Genomic DNA, 16,168 nt, shown 5'->3' on the forward strand with positions numbered 1-16,168 from the left:
ATATGGAATTAAAGGGTATTCACCATGTTTCTGCCTTAACAGCAAAGGCTCCTGAAAACTTTGACTTTTATACAAAAGTATTAGGGCTGCGGTTAGTAAAAAAGACCGTTAATCAAGATGATATTTCTGTGTATCATTTATTTTATGGCGATGAAAAAGGGAATCCTGGTACAGAATTAACATTCTTTGAAATTCCGCATGCTGCACGTACGCATGAGGGGGTAAATAGTATTTCTGCACTTTCCCTTCGCGTTGCAAATGATCAAGCACTTGTCTTTTGGAAAAAACGATTTGAGGAATTACATGTGGAACATGAAGAAATTAAAAATCGAGCTGGTCGCTCCACGCTTGCTTTTAAAGATCATGAAGGTCAACATCTGATTTTAGTTTCAGATGAGAATAATGTTGGAGTAAAAGGCGGGAAACCATGGGATAAAAGCCCAGTTCCACAGGAGTATGGAATGCTTGGATTAGGTCCAGTGAAATTAACTGTACACTACGCACCTTCAACGATAAATGTATTGACAGATATATTGGGATTTCGATTAAAGGGACAATATCCATCAGAAGTGGAAGGTCAGCCAGATATTCTTGTGTTTGAAACAGGTGAAGGCGGTACTGGAGCAGAGGTCCATGTCGAGGAAAGAAACGATTTGCCACCAGAACGTCTTGGACGCGGTGGGGTTCATCATGTTGCATTTCGGGTAGAGGACGAAGAAGAGTTACGAGAGTGGATTGCAAAAATCCGAGCTGCAAGATTCCCTAATTCTGGATTTGTTGATCGTTTTTATTTCCGCTCCCTCTATTTCAGAGAACCGAATGGTATTCTATTTGAGCTTGCAACGGATGGACCAGGATTTGATACAGATGAAGATATAGCTACTCTTGGAGAATCTCTCGCATTACCGCCATTTTTAGAAGATAAACGGGAACAAATAGAAGCGCACTTAAAACCATTAAATACAAAACAATAGAAAGGTGAAAGTGATGAGACATATATTTGAAAAAGGGAAAAATCCTAACTCCCCAACGCTCCTACTTCTTCACGGAACGGGCGGGACAGAGCATGACCTAATCAATGTAGGAAAAATAATTTCAGAAGAAGCTTCCTTATTAGGTGTAAAAGGAAATGTGTCAGAATTTGGAATGGCCCGCTTTTTCCGCCGTCTTTCGGAAGGTGTTTTCGATGAAGAGGATTTAATTTTCCGCACGAGAGAGCTAAATGAATTCTTAGACGAAAGCGCAGAGCATTATCAATTTGATCGGAACAATATTGTTGCAGTTGGTTATTCGAATGGAGCAAATATTGCAGCAAGCTTGCTCTTCCATTATCAAAATTCGTTGGCAGGTGCGGTTCTTTTTCATCCAATGGTGCCTAGACGCGGCATTGAAATGCCTGATTTAAGCGGAACTTCCGTATTCATCGGAGCAGGTGAAAATGACCCATTAGTACCGCTTCATGAGACCAAAGAGCTTGCAGAGTTGCTGAAAGATGCGAATGCTAATGTAGATGTACTATTTGAACAAAACGGACATCAGTTATCCGGAAACGAAGTATATGCTGCTCGGGATTGGTTCTATAAAATTTTTTCTAAATAAACATTGAATAATGGGTGTCCTAAGTGGCCCCCATTTTATTTTTGTAGGATCTATTTTGTTTTTCAAAGTGCTTCCCTGAAGATATTTCGGATATCCTCTTTGAGCTCGAGAGTTTTCTTTTTTTGTTTGGAATATGGTTCACCTTTTTTAGGGTCCCTCCAACGCTATCACCCGTTTTTCTACACGCTGCGGTTTCCATCAGGTTCCCTTCTATTTTTACACACTTCTCTCCGATTTTCCCTCAGCTTTTACCCATTTTTCCTCACTCTCCCGTTTTCATCCGTTTCCGCTTTTTTTCCTCATTTCCCTCACTTTTTTACTCACTTCTCTCGGGTTTTTCCTCAGTTTTCACCCATTTTTCCTCACTCTCCCCCGTTTTCATCCGTTCCCGATTTTTTTTCCTCATTTCCCTCACTTTTTTATTCACTTCTCTCGGGTTTTTCATCAGCTTTTACCTCTTTTTCCTCACTCTCTCCCGTTTTCATCCGTTCCCGATTTTTTTTTCCTCATTTCATTCACTTTTTTACTCTTTTCTCTCGGGTTTTTCCTCAGCTTTTACCTCTTTTTCCTCACTCTCTCAGGGTTTCATCCGTTCCCGATTTTTTTTCCTCATTCCCCTCACTTTTTTCCTCACTTCTCTCGTTTTTTTCCTCAGCTTTCACCCATTTTTCCACACTCTCTCACGTTTTCATCCGTTCCCGCTTTTTTTTCCTCATTCCCCTCACTTTTTTCCTCACTTCTCTCGAGTTTTTCCTCAGCTTTTACCTCTTTTTCCTCACTCTCTCACGTTTTCATCCATTCCCGCTTTTTTTTTTCCTCATTCCCCTCACTTTTTTCCTCACATCCCTCGGGTTTTTCCTCTATCATCACGATTTTTCTATACTCCAACGTTTTTTCACCGTTTACTACGGTTCTTCCCACTCTTAAGAATTGATTCCACCCTACATGATTTTTCCAANATCCCTCGGGTTTTTCCTCTATCATCACGATTTTTCTATACTCCAACGTTTTTTCACCGTTTACTACGGTTCTTCCCACTCTTAAGAATTGATTCCACCCTACATGATTTTTCCAATGAGTGGTATCACAATACACACGATAGTCAATGATAAATAACGAAAATGGTCAAGGAGGAATATTGATGTTTCAATCTATTTCGGAATTTTTAAATCAGTGGGAGCATGAGAGCAGCTCGACTCAGAAAGTCTTGGATGCCTTAACAGATGCATCCCTTAGACAGCAGGTATCAGCAGAGGGGCGAGACTTAGGCAGGATTGCTTGGCATGTTGTGGCTTCTCTTCATGAGATGATTTCCAAAACCGGCCTTTTATTTGAGGGGGCTACGTCTGAACAAGATGCACCAACTTCTGCCAAAAAAATAGCTGACCAATATCGACAGACAAATGAGGCAATGGTCTCTGCTATTAAAGAACAATGGAATGACCAATCTTTAAAAGAAGAACATGATATGTTCGGCAGACAGATGCCTAATGGTGCTTCTCTGCTTTTGGTAATCTTGCATCAAACTCACCACCGCGGACAGATGACCGTTCTTATGAGACAAGCTGGCCTCAAGGTTCCAGGTATATATGGCCCTTCCCAAGAGGAGTGGAGTGCAATCGGAATGGAACCCCCTAAACTTTAATAGAAAAACCCTTAGCTCTACATTCAGCTAAGGGTTTTCTAGTTTAGTTAACCTTTTGTATTCTATTTTGAATCTCCATTGTAATAGGACCAGTTTGCTTTTTCACGTAATCTACTAGTGCATCCAAATCTACTGGACCATTTACTGGATTTGTTCCCTTAGCAAATTCCGTAAATTCATCTCCACCGCTTGCTAAAAAGTTATTCATTGCTACTGTATAGGTTTGGTCTGGTTCAATCGGTGTGCCATCCTCTAATGTTAACGAAACAATTTTATCATCTGTTTTGGTACTATCCCATGTATATTTCATCCCTGAGATTTGCAGCATTTTAGAGGATCCGTCATCACGCCATTGTTGATTTAATGCTTTGCGAATTTGATCGCCAGTTAGCTCCATTGTAATCATTGTATTTCCGAAAGGTTGTACCGTGTAAAGCTCTCCCCAAGTGATATCTCCGCTATTGATGTCCGCACGTATTCCTCCTGGATTTGTAATAGCAATTTGTGCCTGTGTAATATCACGTTGCGCATCTGTAATAAAATCGCCTAAATTAGATTCGCCGCTCTCATTTTGTTTTCCAGTAAGTGTAGTTGTCGTTGTTCCAAGTACTTGGTTAATTAATGGGGCAACTCTTTCTTCATCCTCATCAATCATCGCTTTGATTTCAGGGTCTGGTGTAATGGAGTCTTGATAGGTTGTTACAATTTCTGCGCTGTCTTTTACAACGTCTTTTGTTCGTGGATCAATCCAAATATGAACATCCGCAAATGCTGTACCATATGAATATGCTTGCACAACTCGCTTTCCAGCTACTTTTGTATTGATGTAAGCATGATTATGACCGCCGAAAACTACATCCACTTCAGGGTCAATATTTTTGGCCATGTCAATCACTTTGCCGGTTGCATTTTTTCCATCATAATCGGAATTTCCAGGGTCATGCGCTAAAACAATTATAGTCCGCACCCCTTTTTTCTTTAATACCTTTGCATATGTATTAATTGCTTCTGTCTCATCTGTGAATTCAACATCCTTCACATTTGTAGGAATTGTAATACTTGGTGTTTCGGTTGTATCAACTCCGATAAACCCTATGTTTACGCCATGTACCTTTTTGATTACATATGGAGGCAGCAATGGCTTCTTTGTCTTTTTATCTATCACATTAGCGCAAACATACGGGAAATTTACGCCTTTAAAATATTCCCCAGTTGTTGGATTAGTTCCACCATATATCTGTCTCATCATTTCATTTACACCATGGTCAAATTCGTGATTTCCCAGTGTGCCAACATCAAAATGAAGTGTATTTAAAATTTTTAAAGTTGGTTCATCCTGAAATAGTGCTGATACGGGTGCAGAAGCCCCTACAGCATCACCGCTTGTCACAAGTAAAGTATCCTTAACCTGTGCTTCCCTTTGTTTTAAATAGGCTGCGAGTATATCCGCGCGTCCAACTTGCCGCCCGCCAACTGTTCGGGTGACATCTAATTGTCCATGCAAGTCATTAATCCCTAAGATTTGCACCTCAATTGGATGTGGATGTGCCTTTTTCACAGGTTTATGCTTTACGGCCGCATCTGCGGATGAGAACGGCAAGGTTAACAATGTGGCTAAACCAACTGATAATAATATGTTTCTTTTACGCAAAATCTCCCACTCCCCTAGTTTGATAGTTTACAAGATTCAGTATAAATAACGTATATTAGACATACAACGAGTAATAATATGCGTATTTTTTACAAAAATTGTATTGGAATTTTACCCGAAATCGTAAATTTGAACCACTTTACGAATAATCAATATTACCTAGTGGGCAAATACTATTTCTATCATAATCATAAAATCTGAATGTTAATTTCATATTTTGGGAGTTTCAATTTACGGTTAATTCTACGTAAAAAGATCATTTCTACTCGATAGAAATGATCTTTGGTTTTAAGGAATCAATAATACCTTTCCAGTACTCTTCCTGCTTTCAATGAATTCGTGGGCTTTTGCACCATCGCTTAATGGAAACCTAGTAGGTTCAGAAATCTTTAATTTTCCGCTTTGAATCCATTCAAATAATTCTCCGGAACGCTTCACACGTTCTTCACGTGATGTTAGCACATTCCACAGGTCACCACCAGTTAGCGTTTTCGATGTATCCATCAGCATTCTTGGGTCAACTGGTGCTGGATCACCGCCCGCCATTCCAAAAAATACTACAGTTCCACCGATACGTGTTACATCAAAGCTATCCATTAGGGTTGCTCCGATAGATTCGTACACAACATCTGCACCCAGTCCATCTGTTACTTCTTTCACTTGTGCTTTCCAATCCTCTGAATATAAGAACACTTGATTTGCTCCCGCTGATAATGCAGCTTGGCGCTTTTTCTCCGAGGAAGTTAATCCAATAACCTTACCACCGAGTAATGTGATGATTTGAACGAGTAGCTGACCTACCCCTCCGGCTGCAGCGTGAACTAGCGCAACATCATTATTATTTATAAAATAACTATCCTTTGTTAAATAATGAGCCGTTAAACCTTGCAACAGCAATGAAGCCGCTGTTTCATATGAAATGCTGTCTGGAATAGGCACCGCTTTATCCTGAGGTACTGAAACAAATTCTGCATTTGCAAATGGAACATCGGCAAAAGCTACTCTATCTCCTACCTTAATTCCTTCCACCTTATTTCCGACTTGTTTCACAATACCCGCTCCCTCATATCCTAAGATATACGGAGGCTGGCCAACCAAATGATAGTTACCTTTTCTGCGGTACACATCTGCAAAATTTAATCCAATTGCTTTCATTTCTAATAAAATTTCTTCCGAACCGATTTCCGGATTCTTTATATCTCGATATTGGAGAACTTCTGGCCCTCCAAACTTCTCAAAAATCAATGCTTTCATATTGTGTGCCCCATCTCATTTAAAAATCATTCTTCTTATTTTATCCAATCCACTATCAAATCATGGACTAATGTCATTTTACAATGAATAGGTTGTACTCCTCCAATGCTTTGTACCCGACCTTTTATTCCCTTTCCACCCGAGTCTTTGTAGCTCCTTAGCTATCATTAAATTCATTATCCCATGCCCTACCAGAACGACCGATTGATGTTGTTTCGCATTTTTTATTAATATTTCCGTTGCTCTTGTTGCCCTTTCTTTTGTACTACTATAGGGCTCGCACTCATTTGAGTAACCTCTATACCATAAGCATCTCATGATGATAGACCACATATTGGGAGGTAATTTAATCCTTAAATTTCTTGCAGGAACAGGCAGTTCAGCTTCGCGAAAGAGAGGATCAGGAATGATCTTTATATGAGAATTTAATAGTGTTGCAGAATCTATCGCTCTTTTTAAATCACTGGTAATCACTACATTTGCATTTGTTATTTTTTCAAGAGTTTGATGAGGAAAGGAGGTTTCATTAATTACACCATGTTCATTATACTTCTGAATCCAATTTTTGAACTCCCAGCAAGTAATTCGCTGATTTTGCTTTAGTGTAGATTTTCCGTGCCTAATCAGTGTGATCTCCATGTAATTTCTCCCTTATAATGCTTTAACTGCTACATAAGTAATGGCATTTGTTGTTAAAATAACACCCTTTCCATCTCTACTAATCTTGTATTCTAACGGCTTAACAACCTTCATTACTATATTCCATTCATGATAATGGTCCTCTAATTTTTGCAGCATATCCTTAGTAGATAGGTTTACTTCCATGTATGCTTCCAGAGATTGATTAGTTGCTTGCTCTATTTCTTGAACCTCTGAGTTGATAACTAAGCAATGAATACCACCAATTTTCGTTCCATTCCTCATTCTTTTTAAAAGATCATCGAAAACTTCTTCTGATTCCACATGCTCCAAACTCGATACAGCTATGATAAAATCATATTCCTCAGGTTTTATTTTAAACTCACCGATGTCTGCCTGAACCGTCTCTATTACTTCACTAACACCATACTGCATGCTGTATTTCTTTAAATGTTCTAATGCCGAATCCAGCAAATCTACACAAACAACCTTTCCCTCATTGTTTTTTATTTTCTCTGCAATAGGGATACTGTTTCGGCCAACTCCACAGCCTATGTCGAGAACGTTCACTTCTTCTTTTCCCTCGAACATTGGCAAAAAGTCTATCACCGTTTTTACCGGCTTATGGAGCCATGAACCCGTTTCGAATAATGAATAGTTATCATAACAATAGTCATGATATTTTTTCTCTTCCTTCCGTATTTGACGAATCCTATCCATCCTGATACCCCACTCTATAAATCTTGAGAAAGCCTCACCATATCTATAACTTGAATACCATTCTCATAAATTTTTTCCTCATAATGCCTGATAAAAAAATCCTTATCCACTCCAACAATCCGAAAACCACATTTTTGATAGAGTAACAACTGGCCAACACTGGAGTTTGCCGTACCAATTTCGATTGTTTTATAGCCCCATTCCCTAGACCGCCTTATTGCATCATTCACCAATTCCCGTCCAATTCCTTTGCCTTGGGAATGCTCCGCAACCGCAATATTCACAATTTCTATAGTGTCAGGTCGGGTTGGAAGCAATACATATTCACCTATGATACTTCCCTCTTCCTCTGCTACAAAACATTCACCTCGAGCAATATATTCTTCTATTAGCTTTAAAGATGGATCTGCTAATAGTAAAAGTGCTATTGGATGCTGTTCCTCGGGGGTTAATTTTCGTATATGCATAATTTCACTCCTCTGTCTTCACTACTGTTTTATTCGTCATCTATTTTCCCATTCCCTCTAAATTTACATTTTTATCTCGATATGTTATATTACCCAATGAACCAATCATCCTACAAATTTGAGGTGTAATATGGATATCGCAAAAACAAATCGATTATCACTTGTTGAACAAATCGTTTCACAGATAGAATCCCTCATTGAGTCTGGGGCATGGGAAGTTGGAAGCCGTATTCCGCCAGAATTAGAATTAATGCAGCAACTTGATGTTAGCCGTAATACTTTAAGAGAGGCCATTCGTGCTCTCGTTCATGCAGGACTTCTTCAAACAAAACAAGGCAGTGGTACATATGTATGTTCATCCAGTACTTTGGGGGCAGCATTGCAAAAGCGATTGCAAAAGGCAAATCTTATTGAAATACTGGAAGTTCGTCATGCATTAGAAAGGGAAGCTGCACGATTAGCGGCAATCAGAAGAAATAAAGAAGATCTAGATGACATTCAAACACATCTTGAAGCATGCCATGAAGCGGCGGAAGCAAAGGATAGTAAGACATATGTGGAAGCGGATATTCAATTGCATAAGGCGATTGTAAATGCATCCCACAACCGGATGCTAGTCGATTTATACGAGCAAATGTCTGCACCCTTGCAACAATCGGTCCATAACTTATCGGAAATAACTTGTCATTCGGATTTTCATCATCATGTTCATCGAAAATTAGTGGAGGCAATCATAGGGCAAGACACCGATCTAGCAGCAGAGGCTGTGAATGAATATATTGAACAATTTATTGAGACTTTAACATAAAAGAATGGAGGAGTTATTTTGCAACAAGGAACAATTCAACAAGATCACAGAGTAGACGTAAAACCCAAAGTATTACTTCTTATTATTGGCATCATTTTTATTGGAGCGAATTTAAGAGCTCCTTTAACATCAGTCGGACCTTTGATTCCCTCCATTCGCGAGAGTTTGGGGATATCCAGTACACTTGCTGGTGCATTAACAACGGTTCCATTACTTGCATTTGCACTTTTATCGCCATTCGCTCCCAAATTAGCGCGGCGCTATGGTATGGAGTCTGTTCTTTTTCTATCTCTAATCCTGTTAACGATAGGCATTATCCTTCGTCCTCTTTCAGGCGTAGGAATGCTATTTTCAGGTACTATTTTTCTTGGATTAGCCATTGCGGTAGGTAATGTGTTAGTTCCAAGCATTATCAAGCAATACTTTCCCAAAAGTGTGGGAACTATGACGGGAGTATATTCTGTTTCTATGAATCTATGCGGGGCTATTGCATCGGGGCTAAGTATCCCTATCTCCTCTAAGTCAGGATTAGGATGGCAAGGTTCCCTTGGATACTGGGGAATCATTTCAATCATTGCTATTCTTTTTTGGATACCACAATTTCGTTCAAACCGTAATCAAGCGATAAATGTATCTGAAAAACCGCAATCAGTGAACATGTGGAAATCTGGATTGGCATGGCAAGTAACAGTGTTCATGGGACTGCAATCATTGATATTTTATACGATTGTTGCTTGGCTTCCTGAAATTTTGCAACAACAAGGGTTAAGCTCCAGCACAGCCGGTTGGATGCTCTCCTTAATGCAGTTCGCTGTTCTTCCATTTACTTTTATCGTTCCTATACTAGCAGGACGCATGAAAAATCAATATCTGCTCGTTACCATTACAGCTCTTTTGTTTGTTATTGGAATGATTGGAATTCTTTACGGAAATCTTTCTCTTATCCCATTCTCCGTAATATTACTGGGGATTGCAGGGGGCTGTGCTTTTAGCCTAGCAATGATGTTCTTTAGCCTCCGTACCAAAAATTCCTATCAAGCCGCAGAATTATCCGGTATGGCACAGTCCTTCGGATACCTTCTTGCAGCTATTGGTCCAACCCTTTTTGGCGTGCTTCATGATATTACGCATAACTGGGCTGTTCCTTTATGGATGCTTGTTATAGTTTCAGTGCTTATTTTTATATCTGGTATAGGCGCAGGGAGAAATAAATATATTCAGGAATAATAAAGCGGGATGGATAAATGCCATCCCGTTTTTTCATTTCCACCAACACTTTCGCCATTGTAATTTATAAGCAAAAAAAGTGTGCTCCATATAAGAGACGATGAGTTTTTCTTATATTTTCTCGAACACTCTATTCCGAGCACAATTCTCCCTCTTCATTTGAATAAGACGAACCATATATTCAATCGTTTCCTGAATAAAAAGACACTTCTCTGTCTTCTCCCCTAGAAACGCCGCTCATAGTTTCTTTTTCACCCGATGATTCGGATAAGCGGAAATGCAATATTCTCTTCTACCATTAAATCTTTTAAAAGGTTAAAGAATTGAAAAATAAACCCAATATTATCTCTTCTATATTGAGACGCATATAATTGTCGTAAACATATTCTAATCATGTTTTCATTCAGCTGGATAGTTCCCTTATCAGGCTTACCAAAGTGGTGAGAATAGTAAGAAGCGTGCTCTTTCCTGACCCGTTCGTTCCATTATGGAAAGTAATTCGCCTTTTTGGGGATCATAAGAGATATTTTTCAATGCTCGAACTTCCTATCTAATGCCTTGATACGTTTTTGTAAGGCGTTCTACGATTAATACAATTTGGTCGTTGCTTATTTAACCACTTCCAAGGTATTTAGAATAGTAGTTTCTTAGAATACACTTCCAGAGCAGCCACACATCGTCCACCTTCATAAATCGTTTCGATCAATGCAACTTCTGCTATCTTTGCTTTAATAGTGTTTAGTTTATGAGAGCAATAGGCAAATGCTTCACATAGTTTTTCGTGTGATAAGCGGTTAGCCAATGTGCAATGGGGAATCCAATTCCCTGGTAAATACAGAGACTCAGGATTATCATTGTACTTTTTGAAATTGTCATGGTGATTCCTATGAAAATTGGACAGTGGTGCAGATATCGTTGGGGATAAAAACAATGTTCCTGAGTTTAAAAATGTTCCTAAAGTATTAAATGCTATTTCCACTTCTGGGGAAGAATCATAGAACTGATCCATTGATCGAATAAAGTCACTTTTCTCCAACCGATTATAACCTGCAATGGTAATATGCGGCTTTCGGTCTTCTACTTCCTCTGCATAATAAGAAATTGATTGCTTCTTAAGATCCCTCCAGATTTCCTTTACTACCTCTTCTGTCTTCTTGTCTAATAATGCAATAAATCCGTACATGTTAAACCCCTTTTCAAATATCCTCGACAATCCTATCCCCATGACTATGAGTTTGTAAGATAACTATAAACTTGAAGATTCATTTTTTTACCTGTATTCTGATTATTTGTTCGTCCTTTCACCTGTACTTACGTTTTTGTAACCATTCCCGATACTACAGTTTAAGGCACAAAATCAATTGTTCCCCAATTTCCCCCATTTTTCTCCGTCCAGTATCTGTAAATCCGACCTTCTCATATAATTTTTGTGCGGGAATATTTCTTTGATTTACTGCTAATACAATCTCGTTACATTGCGGGAATTCTTGGTGAACAAAGTCATGTAATAGTTTCATGCCTTTCTTGGCGAAACCTTTTCCCTGATGTGCATGATTAATAGAAAATGCTGTTAATAACATGGCATTAGGATTATCTGTATATTCCGCAACTCTTTCACTAGAATGCAGTACAAAGAAGCCTACTGGTTCATTATGGCTTACAATCATTATCGGGTGCCTAACATTGGTAGTTTCCAACATTTCAACTGGCAAGGCAGTAAATTGTTCTTGATCTGCAGGTAAATAAAAATTACGTAATTCATTTAAATATTTTGGTTGATAATACTCCAATGTGACTTCAAAAGATGTATGCATAGATTCCTCCTGTTAGGTTCTAATTAAATATAAGATCCACATTACCATTCCCTTTTACATACGAAACTTTTGCCTTTGCCCCATTCACCAAAATCATTTGTGGAGGAATGTGACCAATATCTGCATCATAAATTACCGGAATATCCATGTCATCAAAAATCTGATGCAGTGCATCTACTATCGTAAAATCCTTACTGTCAGAATATCCTGCTGGTCTTCCAATCACTATGCCATTGGTATGCTCAAACCAGCCATTCATTTTCATTTGCCATAGACGGCGGTAAATATCAGCTGCATTCATTTCACAGCTTTCCAGGTACCAAACAACGCCTGAATCTTTACAATAATCCTCGACAAACTGGGAAACAGGGGCATAAGGAGTCCCAAGAAGAACAGAAATAGTATCTAAACAGCCGCCTAACAATCTGCCTGAAAATTGTATAGAATCCGTTGAATCAATTGACTTCCAAACCGTCTGTGTATCTAACTGAAAGCCTTGATTTGGGTCATCCCTCCAAAAAGATTGGTGAAGCTGAGAAGAAGTTTGCGATACTGTTCCACCTGAACGAGTACTAATAACATCCACCCACCTCTCGGTTAATGAATCTAAGTTATACGCACTTAAATCAAAAAAATTATTGCCATGTGCTGAAGCAATTCCGGTCAGTAATGTATAAGCAAATATAAAGGTGCTAATATCAGAATAGCCTAGAATCCATTTAGGAGTACTGGTTCTTATTTTTTCCCAATCTAGTAAAGGGAGAATCTCCATTAAAAATTCGCCGCCCCAAGGAGGAATAATTGCATTTACTCGGTCATCTAGCAAAAATTGTTGAAGTTCTGCAGCACGGATTTCTTTTGAGGCACTTACACATTTTTCATTCTTCCACACAGTATCCCCAATTACGACCTGATACCCTGCTAGTTCTACATTCCTTTTTGCATCCCTTATGTATTTATGCAATTGTTCTTCCACACCGCTTGAAGGCGCGCATACTGCAATGGTATCACCCTTTTCGAGATTTTTCGGAAAGATAATTTGTTTGTTCATTTTCATTCCTCCCAGCTTTGCCATCATCCATTTACCATTTCAACTAAGTGACGCTCCGTACACAATATGCCAATGAAGATGTTTGGAATCCTGATAGTTTCCTATATTTGTAATCACTCTACACGCACCATTCTCCTCCGTTACCTTTGCAGCAACTTGTTTAATGACATTCAATAACTCTAGTAGTAATTCATTATCTTCTTCTGGAAGTGTGATAAGCGATGAAATATGCTTTTTTGGTATCGCCACGATGTGAACAGGATAGGATGGCCTTGTATGATAGTAAGCTAATACATTTTCCGTTTCCAATACCTTTTGGACAGCTGTTTTGCCGCTCAACACCTCATCACAATAAAAATCCTCTGTCATAATGACACCTCTTTCGATAAAAATTTTAACAGCGGTGGACGTCTAAGCGAACACATAGTTCGTTATCTATGAAAAAACTATATTAATCAACTCCTATGTCCTCAATTTAGCCTTTTTTGTGTGTCCGATAAAATCTTTACCCAATCTGTCTTCAGAATAGAAAAGACATTGGCATCGTATGACACTCCACCCTGATAAATATAACCTCTTAATAATCCCTCTTTAAGGAATCCCAATTTTAATAGAAGATTAGAAGACGCTTCGTTTTCCGGAAAGGTAACCGCACCGATTCGATGCAAATCCAATTCTTGAAAGCTGTATTGCAAGACTGCTTTAACAGCTTCCGATACGATTCCCTTTCTCCAAAATTTAGGGTGCAGCTCATATCCTACTTCCGCTCGTTTCCCTGCTAAAACAAGATTATTTAACCCCACACTTCCCACGTATTCCCCAGATTCCTTCCATTGCATTCCCCAGCGAATTCCCCGCTTTGCTTCAAAATTCATTGCGAAGGACTGCACCATTTTTTGTGCCTGCTCTTCCTCCACAAATGGAATCATGCCATAATATCGTGTTACATCTTCTCGAGAAAAAATGTCAAACATTGCCGGAGCATAATCTTCCGTTATTTCTACAAGTCTTAGTCGTTCTGTTTCTAAAATTGGAAATGACATAGATAACACCTCATTTTATTTAGGCTATTTCGCACACATTAAGGTTATTCGTTCAAAACAGAATAAGGTTGTTTATAAAGTTTTCCTATACAAAATTTAAGATACCGTTTCAAATGCAGGAGGATACTTTTCTTTCCCCTTAATGCCCTTAAACGAATGTGCTTTCAGCTCCATCGCCATAAAATATCAATCCTGAACGGGATAAGGACATTCCATTCCAAACGTAGATTGTGATGGCAAGAAGCCAAATTTAGGATAGAATTCAGGATGTCCGAGTACAAATACATGAGAGTACCCTAGCACACGACATGCCTCCAATCCCGCCTTAACTAGTGCTGTTCCAATTCCGATTCCTTGAAATTCTGGTTTCGCCGCCATTGGTGCAAGCCCAATGGTGGTTATTACCCCATCATATGTTTCTATGAAAATCTGGCTAAACAAAATATGTCCAATAATGTCTGCTTCTTTCACTGCCACGAGTGAGCGTTCTGAATAAATAAATCACTTTTCCGTATAGCTTCCATTAAGTTCACTTCATTTGTTTTATTTTCAAATGCAAGTTAATTAACCGTTTGAATTCCTTTTATCACCAGCTAATCGTTCCGGGCGAATAATGTATTCATGATCGTTTACCATATTCCAACCACCCTCCTTTGATTGTAAAAATATTACTATAATTACTTTTGTATGTATAGTGAATATTATAAATAAAATGTATTTTGGAAACTTTTTTATTTTTAATTGAATAAATGGAAAATAAATGAAATAATAAAACAAAAAACGAAGGAGGCGAACTAATTGATAGCTACTCGTTACGTAAATTTTGCTGATCATTAACGCTGAGCCCGAGGACCCCCGATATAGAGGTTTTGCAACGAAAAAACTTTTATATTGGAGGAGAGAATATGAATACATCATTAATGATTCTGTTATTCGGCAGGATTTTGACCAATTTTTCGGATAGCTTTTATTTAGTAGCGACGGTGTGGTATGTAAAAAATGCAACAAATTCGCCTTTACTAGTCGGCATTACCAGTGCCATAGCGATATTGCCGATTACAATTCAGTTTCTTTACGGTCCGATTATTGATCGGTTTTCAAAACGGAAAATATTATTTTTCGCATCCATTGGGCAAGGTTTCTTTATCAGCATCCTTTCCATCTTGTATTATTCGGAAATCCTATGGCTTCCCGTTCTATTTTTGCTGATGTTTCTTTCTTTATCATTTTCGGAAGCAACCTACCCAACAGAAAATGCTTTAATTGAACGTTTGGCAATGCGAGATAAGTTAGCAAAGGTAAATTCAATTTTTTCCTTTTCATATCAAACCTTGGACATCATTTGCGACGCAATCTCCGGTATTTTGATTGCCTTCGTTGGATTGGGAGTTATTTATATTTCAAATAGTGTTCTGCTCATTCTTACAGGACTTCTGTTCTTCTTTTACCTAAAAGTCCCTAAATCGCCAAAGGAACAGGAAACACCTACTCATCATTTTTTCAAACAGTATAAAAAGGATTTTGTAGATGGATACCATGTAGTCAAAGAACAAAAAACACTATTAAGTATTTTGTTTGGTGTGATTGGAATCAATGTATTGGCAACGATGGGATTGGCGATGCTGCCCGTGATATCTTCATCATCTGTAAAATATGGTTTCTGGTTAACCTCCATGTCCATCGGGTCAATCGTTGGAACCATCTTATCTAGCCGTTTGGAGAAGTTGCCTTTAAACAAGATATTTCCATTTGTTTCACTATTTTCGGGAGTATCATGGCTAATATCCATGATATTGATAGATCACTACCTAATTCCTTTTATTTTCTTTGGTCTAGCATGGTTCGGAATTGCAATAATGGGAATTTATATTCAAACATTAATTCAGGTTAATCTGCCTGAAGAATACTTAGGAACTGGCTTTTCCTTCCTATCTTCACTGCTTGGCTCTTTAAGTCCAATCGGGTATTTTTTAGGAGGATTATTGGGTCAACTAACGTCTAGCCATCTTGTACTCTATTTGGCTTGCATTGGCTATTTTGGTTTCGCCGTTTATTTTTGTATACATCCGAAATTGAAAAGGCTTGGAAATCAATTATCGAATCCGTTTGAGGAAATGTGAAGATAGCATAAGGATGCATTGAAAAATTTATTATTATGGGTATAAATTGAAAAAAGCCAATTCAATAGTTTGAACTCAGGTAAAAAACAAAAAAAATGAGGGGCTGGGACATAACTAGCTTCAAATAATG

At 38.4% G+C, this 16,168-nt stretch carries 19 protein-coding genes; 6 read left to right on the forward strand and 13 right to left on the reverse strand.

Annotated features, from left to right (window positions below; translation table 11 throughout):
- Positions 1-2 precede the first annotated feature (2 nt).
- Both CWO92_RS15620 and CWO92_RS15625 read left to right on the forward strand, forming a co-directional pair.
- The gene (locus CWO92_RS15620; protein WP_101355144.1) at positions 3-974 is read left to right on the forward strand and encodes a ring-cleaving dioxygenase; all 972 of its coding nucleotides are present in this window, start codon (positions 3-5) and stop codon (positions 972-974) included.
- Between the two features lie 13 nt (positions 975-987).
- Entirely contained in the window at positions 988-1,599 is a 612-nt protein-coding gene (locus tag CWO92_RS15625) for an alpha/beta hydrolase (protein ID WP_101355145.1), read from the forward strand.
- Between the two features lie 19 nt (positions 1,600-1,618).
- On the opposite strand, the gene CWO92_RS15630 is transcribed toward CWO92_RS15625, so the two are convergent.
- Both CWO92_RS15630 and CWO92_RS26335 read right to left on the reverse strand, forming a co-directional pair.
- Positions 1,619-1,798 carry a hypothetical protein gene (locus CWO92_RS15630; protein ID WP_101355146.1) on the reverse strand — a complete coding sequence of 60 codons (180 nt, stop codon included), beginning with the start codon at positions 1,796-1,798 and terminating at the stop codon, positions 1,619-1,621.
- A gap of 117 nt (positions 1,799-1,915) precedes the next feature.
- Complete coding sequence (locus tag CWO92_RS26335; protein ID WP_268877596.1) at positions 1,916-2,044, reverse strand: hypothetical protein; 129 nt, start codon at positions 2,042-2,044, stop codon at positions 1,916-1,918.
- 696 nt (positions 2,045-2,740) lie between these two features.
- On the opposite strand from CWO92_RS26335, the gene CWO92_RS15640 reads away from it, so the two are divergent.
- The gene (locus CWO92_RS15640; protein ID WP_101355148.1) at positions 2,741-3,244 is read left to right on the forward strand and encodes a DinB family protein; all 504 of its coding nucleotides are present in this window, start codon (positions 2,741-2,743) and stop codon (positions 3,242-3,244) included.
- A gap of 43 nt (positions 3,245-3,287) precedes the next feature.
- Here the strand turns inward: CWO92_RS15640 and CWO92_RS15645 are convergent, their stop codons facing one another.
- The 5 genes from CWO92_RS15645 to CWO92_RS15665 form a co-directional block, all read right to left on the reverse strand.
- Positions 3,288-4,898: a bifunctional metallophosphatase/5'-nucleotidase gene (locus tag CWO92_RS15645; RefSeq protein ID WP_101355149.1), complete on the reverse strand. Its 1,611-nt coding sequence runs from the start codon at positions 4,896-4,898 to the stop codon at positions 3,288-3,290.
- A gap of 285 nt (positions 4,899-5,183) precedes the next feature.
- Positions 5,184-6,149: a quinone oxidoreductase family protein gene (locus CWO92_RS15650; RefSeq protein ID WP_101355150.1), complete on the reverse strand. Its 966-nt coding sequence runs from the start codon at positions 6,147-6,149 to the stop codon at positions 5,184-5,186.
- A 78-nt stretch (positions 6,150-6,227) separates the two neighbouring features.
- Positions 6,228-6,788, reverse strand: coding sequence for a histidine phosphatase family protein (locus CWO92_RS15655; RefSeq protein WP_101355151.1), 561 nt, complete (start codon positions 6,786-6,788; stop codon positions 6,228-6,230).
- A gap of 12 nt (positions 6,789-6,800) precedes the next feature.
- Entirely contained in the window at positions 6,801-7,508 is a 708-nt protein-coding gene (locus CWO92_RS15660) for a class I SAM-dependent methyltransferase (RefSeq protein ID WP_101355152.1), read from the reverse strand.
- A gap of 14 nt (positions 7,509-7,522) precedes the next feature.
- Entirely contained in the window at positions 7,523-7,975 is a 453-nt protein-coding gene (locus tag CWO92_RS15665; RefSeq protein ID WP_101355153.1) for a GNAT family N-acetyltransferase, read from the reverse strand.
- A 130-nt stretch (positions 7,976-8,105) separates the two neighbouring features.
- Between CWO92_RS15665 and CWO92_RS15670 the strand changes: the two genes are divergently transcribed.
- Both CWO92_RS15670 and CWO92_RS15675 read left to right on the forward strand, forming a co-directional pair.
- Positions 8,106-8,783 carry a FadR/GntR family transcriptional regulator gene (locus tag CWO92_RS15670; protein ID WP_101355154.1) on the forward strand — a complete coding sequence of 226 codons (678 nt, stop codon included), beginning with the start codon at positions 8,106-8,108 and terminating at the stop codon, positions 8,781-8,783.
- An 18-nt stretch (positions 8,784-8,801) separates the two neighbouring features.
- Positions 8,802-10,010: a CynX/NimT family MFS transporter gene (locus tag CWO92_RS15675; protein WP_101355155.1), complete on the forward strand. Its 1,209-nt coding sequence runs from the start codon at positions 8,802-8,804 to the stop codon at positions 10,008-10,010.
- A gap of 631 nt (positions 10,011-10,641) precedes the next feature.
- On the opposite strand, the gene CWO92_RS15680 is transcribed toward CWO92_RS15675, so the two are convergent.
- From CWO92_RS15680 to CWO92_RS15705, 6 genes are all read right to left on the reverse strand, one after another.
- A complete protein-coding gene (locus CWO92_RS15680; protein ID WP_158175251.1) occupies positions 10,642-11,193 on the reverse strand; it encodes a 2'-5' RNA ligase family protein in 552 nt (183 codons plus the stop codon).
- 154 nt (positions 11,194-11,347) lie between these two features.
- Complete coding sequence (locus tag CWO92_RS15685) at positions 11,348-11,824, reverse strand: GNAT family N-acetyltransferase (protein ID WP_101355157.1); 477 nt, start codon at positions 11,822-11,824, stop codon at positions 11,348-11,350.
- 19 nt (positions 11,825-11,843) lie between these two features.
- Positions 11,844-12,875: a S66 family peptidase gene (locus tag CWO92_RS15690; protein ID WP_101355158.1), complete on the reverse strand. Its 1,032-nt coding sequence runs from the start codon at positions 12,873-12,875 to the stop codon at positions 11,844-11,846.
- 39 nt (positions 12,876-12,914) lie between these two features.
- Positions 12,915-13,244, reverse strand: coding sequence for an HIT domain-containing protein (locus CWO92_RS15695; protein WP_165786695.1), 330 nt, complete (start codon positions 13,242-13,244; stop codon positions 12,915-12,917).
- A 101-nt stretch (positions 13,245-13,345) separates the two neighbouring features.
- A complete protein-coding gene (locus CWO92_RS15700; RefSeq protein ID WP_101355160.1) occupies positions 13,346-13,918 on the reverse strand; it encodes a GNAT family N-acetyltransferase in 573 nt (190 codons plus the stop codon).
- A 186-nt stretch (positions 13,919-14,104) separates the two neighbouring features.
- The gene (locus CWO92_RS15705) at positions 14,105-14,395 is read right to left on the reverse strand and encodes a GNAT family N-acetyltransferase (RefSeq protein ID WP_158175252.1); all 291 of its coding nucleotides are present in this window, start codon (positions 14,393-14,395) and stop codon (positions 14,105-14,107) included.
- Between the two features lie 428 nt (positions 14,396-14,823).
- Here CWO92_RS15705 and CWO92_RS15715 point away from each other — a divergent pair, with 428 nt between their 5' ends.
- On the forward strand, positions 14,824-16,038 hold the full coding sequence (locus CWO92_RS15715) for an MFS transporter (protein ID WP_101355163.1): 1,215 nt from the start codon (positions 14,824-14,826) through the stop codon (positions 16,036-16,038).
- Positions 16,039-16,168: the final 130 nt, after the last annotated feature.

The organism is Heyndrickxia camelliae, assembly GCF_002844575.1.
In the GTDB taxonomy this organism is placed as follows: Bacteria; Bacillota; Bacilli; order Bacillales; family Bacillaceae_C; genus Margalitia; species Margalitia camelliae.

Excerpts from the sequence above, each read along its gene's own strand:
- CWO92_RS15630 (WP_101355146.1), bottom strand. The coding sequence starts at position 1,798 with ATGGAAACCGCAGCGTGTAGAAAAACGGGTGATAGCGTTGGAGGGACC.
- CWO92_RS15660 (WP_101355152.1), bottom strand. The coding sequence starts at position 7,508 with ATGGATAGGATTCGTCAAATACGGAAGGAAGAGAAAAAATATCATGAC.
- CWO92_RS15695 (WP_165786695.1), bottom strand. The coding sequence starts at position 13,244 with ATGACAGAGGATTTTTATTGTGATGAGGTGTTGAGCGGCAAAACAGCT.
- CWO92_RS15670 (WP_101355154.1), top strand. The coding sequence starts at position 8,106 with ATGGATATCGCAAAAACAAATCGATTATCACTTGTTGAACAAATCGTT.
- CWO92_RS15715 (WP_101355163.1), top strand. The coding sequence starts at position 14,824 with ATGAATACATCATTAATGATTCTGTTATTCGGCAGGATTTTGACCAAT.
- CWO92_RS15690 (WP_101355158.1), bottom strand. The coding sequence starts at position 12,875 with ATGAACAAACAAATTATCTTTCCGAAAAATCTCGAAAAGGGTGATACC.
- CWO92_RS15685 (WP_101355157.1), bottom strand. The coding sequence starts at position 11,824 with ATGCATACATCTTTTGAAGTCACATTGGAGTATTATCAACCAAAATAT.
- CWO92_RS15620 (WP_101355144.1), top strand. The coding sequence starts at position 3 with ATGGAATTAAAGGGTATTCACCATGTTTCTGCCTTAACAGCAAAGGCT.
- CWO92_RS15700 (WP_101355160.1), bottom strand. The coding sequence starts at position 13,918 with ATGTCATTTCCAATTTTAGAAACAGAACGACTAAGACTTGTAGAAATA.
- CWO92_RS15650 (WP_101355150.1), bottom strand. The coding sequence starts at position 6,149 with ATGAAAGCATTGATTTTTGAGAAGTTTGGAGGGCCAGAAGTTCTCCAA.
- CWO92_RS15655 (WP_101355151.1), bottom strand. The coding sequence starts at position 6,788 with ATGGAGATCACACTGATTAGGCACGGAAAATCTACACTAAAGCAAAAT.
- CWO92_RS15665 (WP_101355153.1), bottom strand. The coding sequence starts at position 7,975 with ATGCATATACGAAAATTAACCCCCGAGGAACAGCATCCAATAGCACTT.
- CWO92_RS15680 (WP_158175251.1), bottom strand. The coding sequence starts at position 11,193 with ATGTACGGATTTATTGCATTATTAGACAAGAAGACAGAAGAGGTAGTA.
- CWO92_RS26335 (WP_268877596.1), bottom strand. The coding sequence starts at position 2,044 with ATGAAAAACCCGAGAGAAGTGAATAAAAAAGTGAGGGAAATGAGGAAA.
- CWO92_RS15640 (WP_101355148.1), top strand. The coding sequence starts at position 2,741 with ATGTTTCAATCTATTTCGGAATTTTTAAATCAGTGGGAGCATGAGAGC.
- CWO92_RS15625 (WP_101355145.1), top strand. The coding sequence starts at position 988 with ATGAGACATATATTTGAAAAAGGGAAAAATCCTAACTCCCCAACGCTC.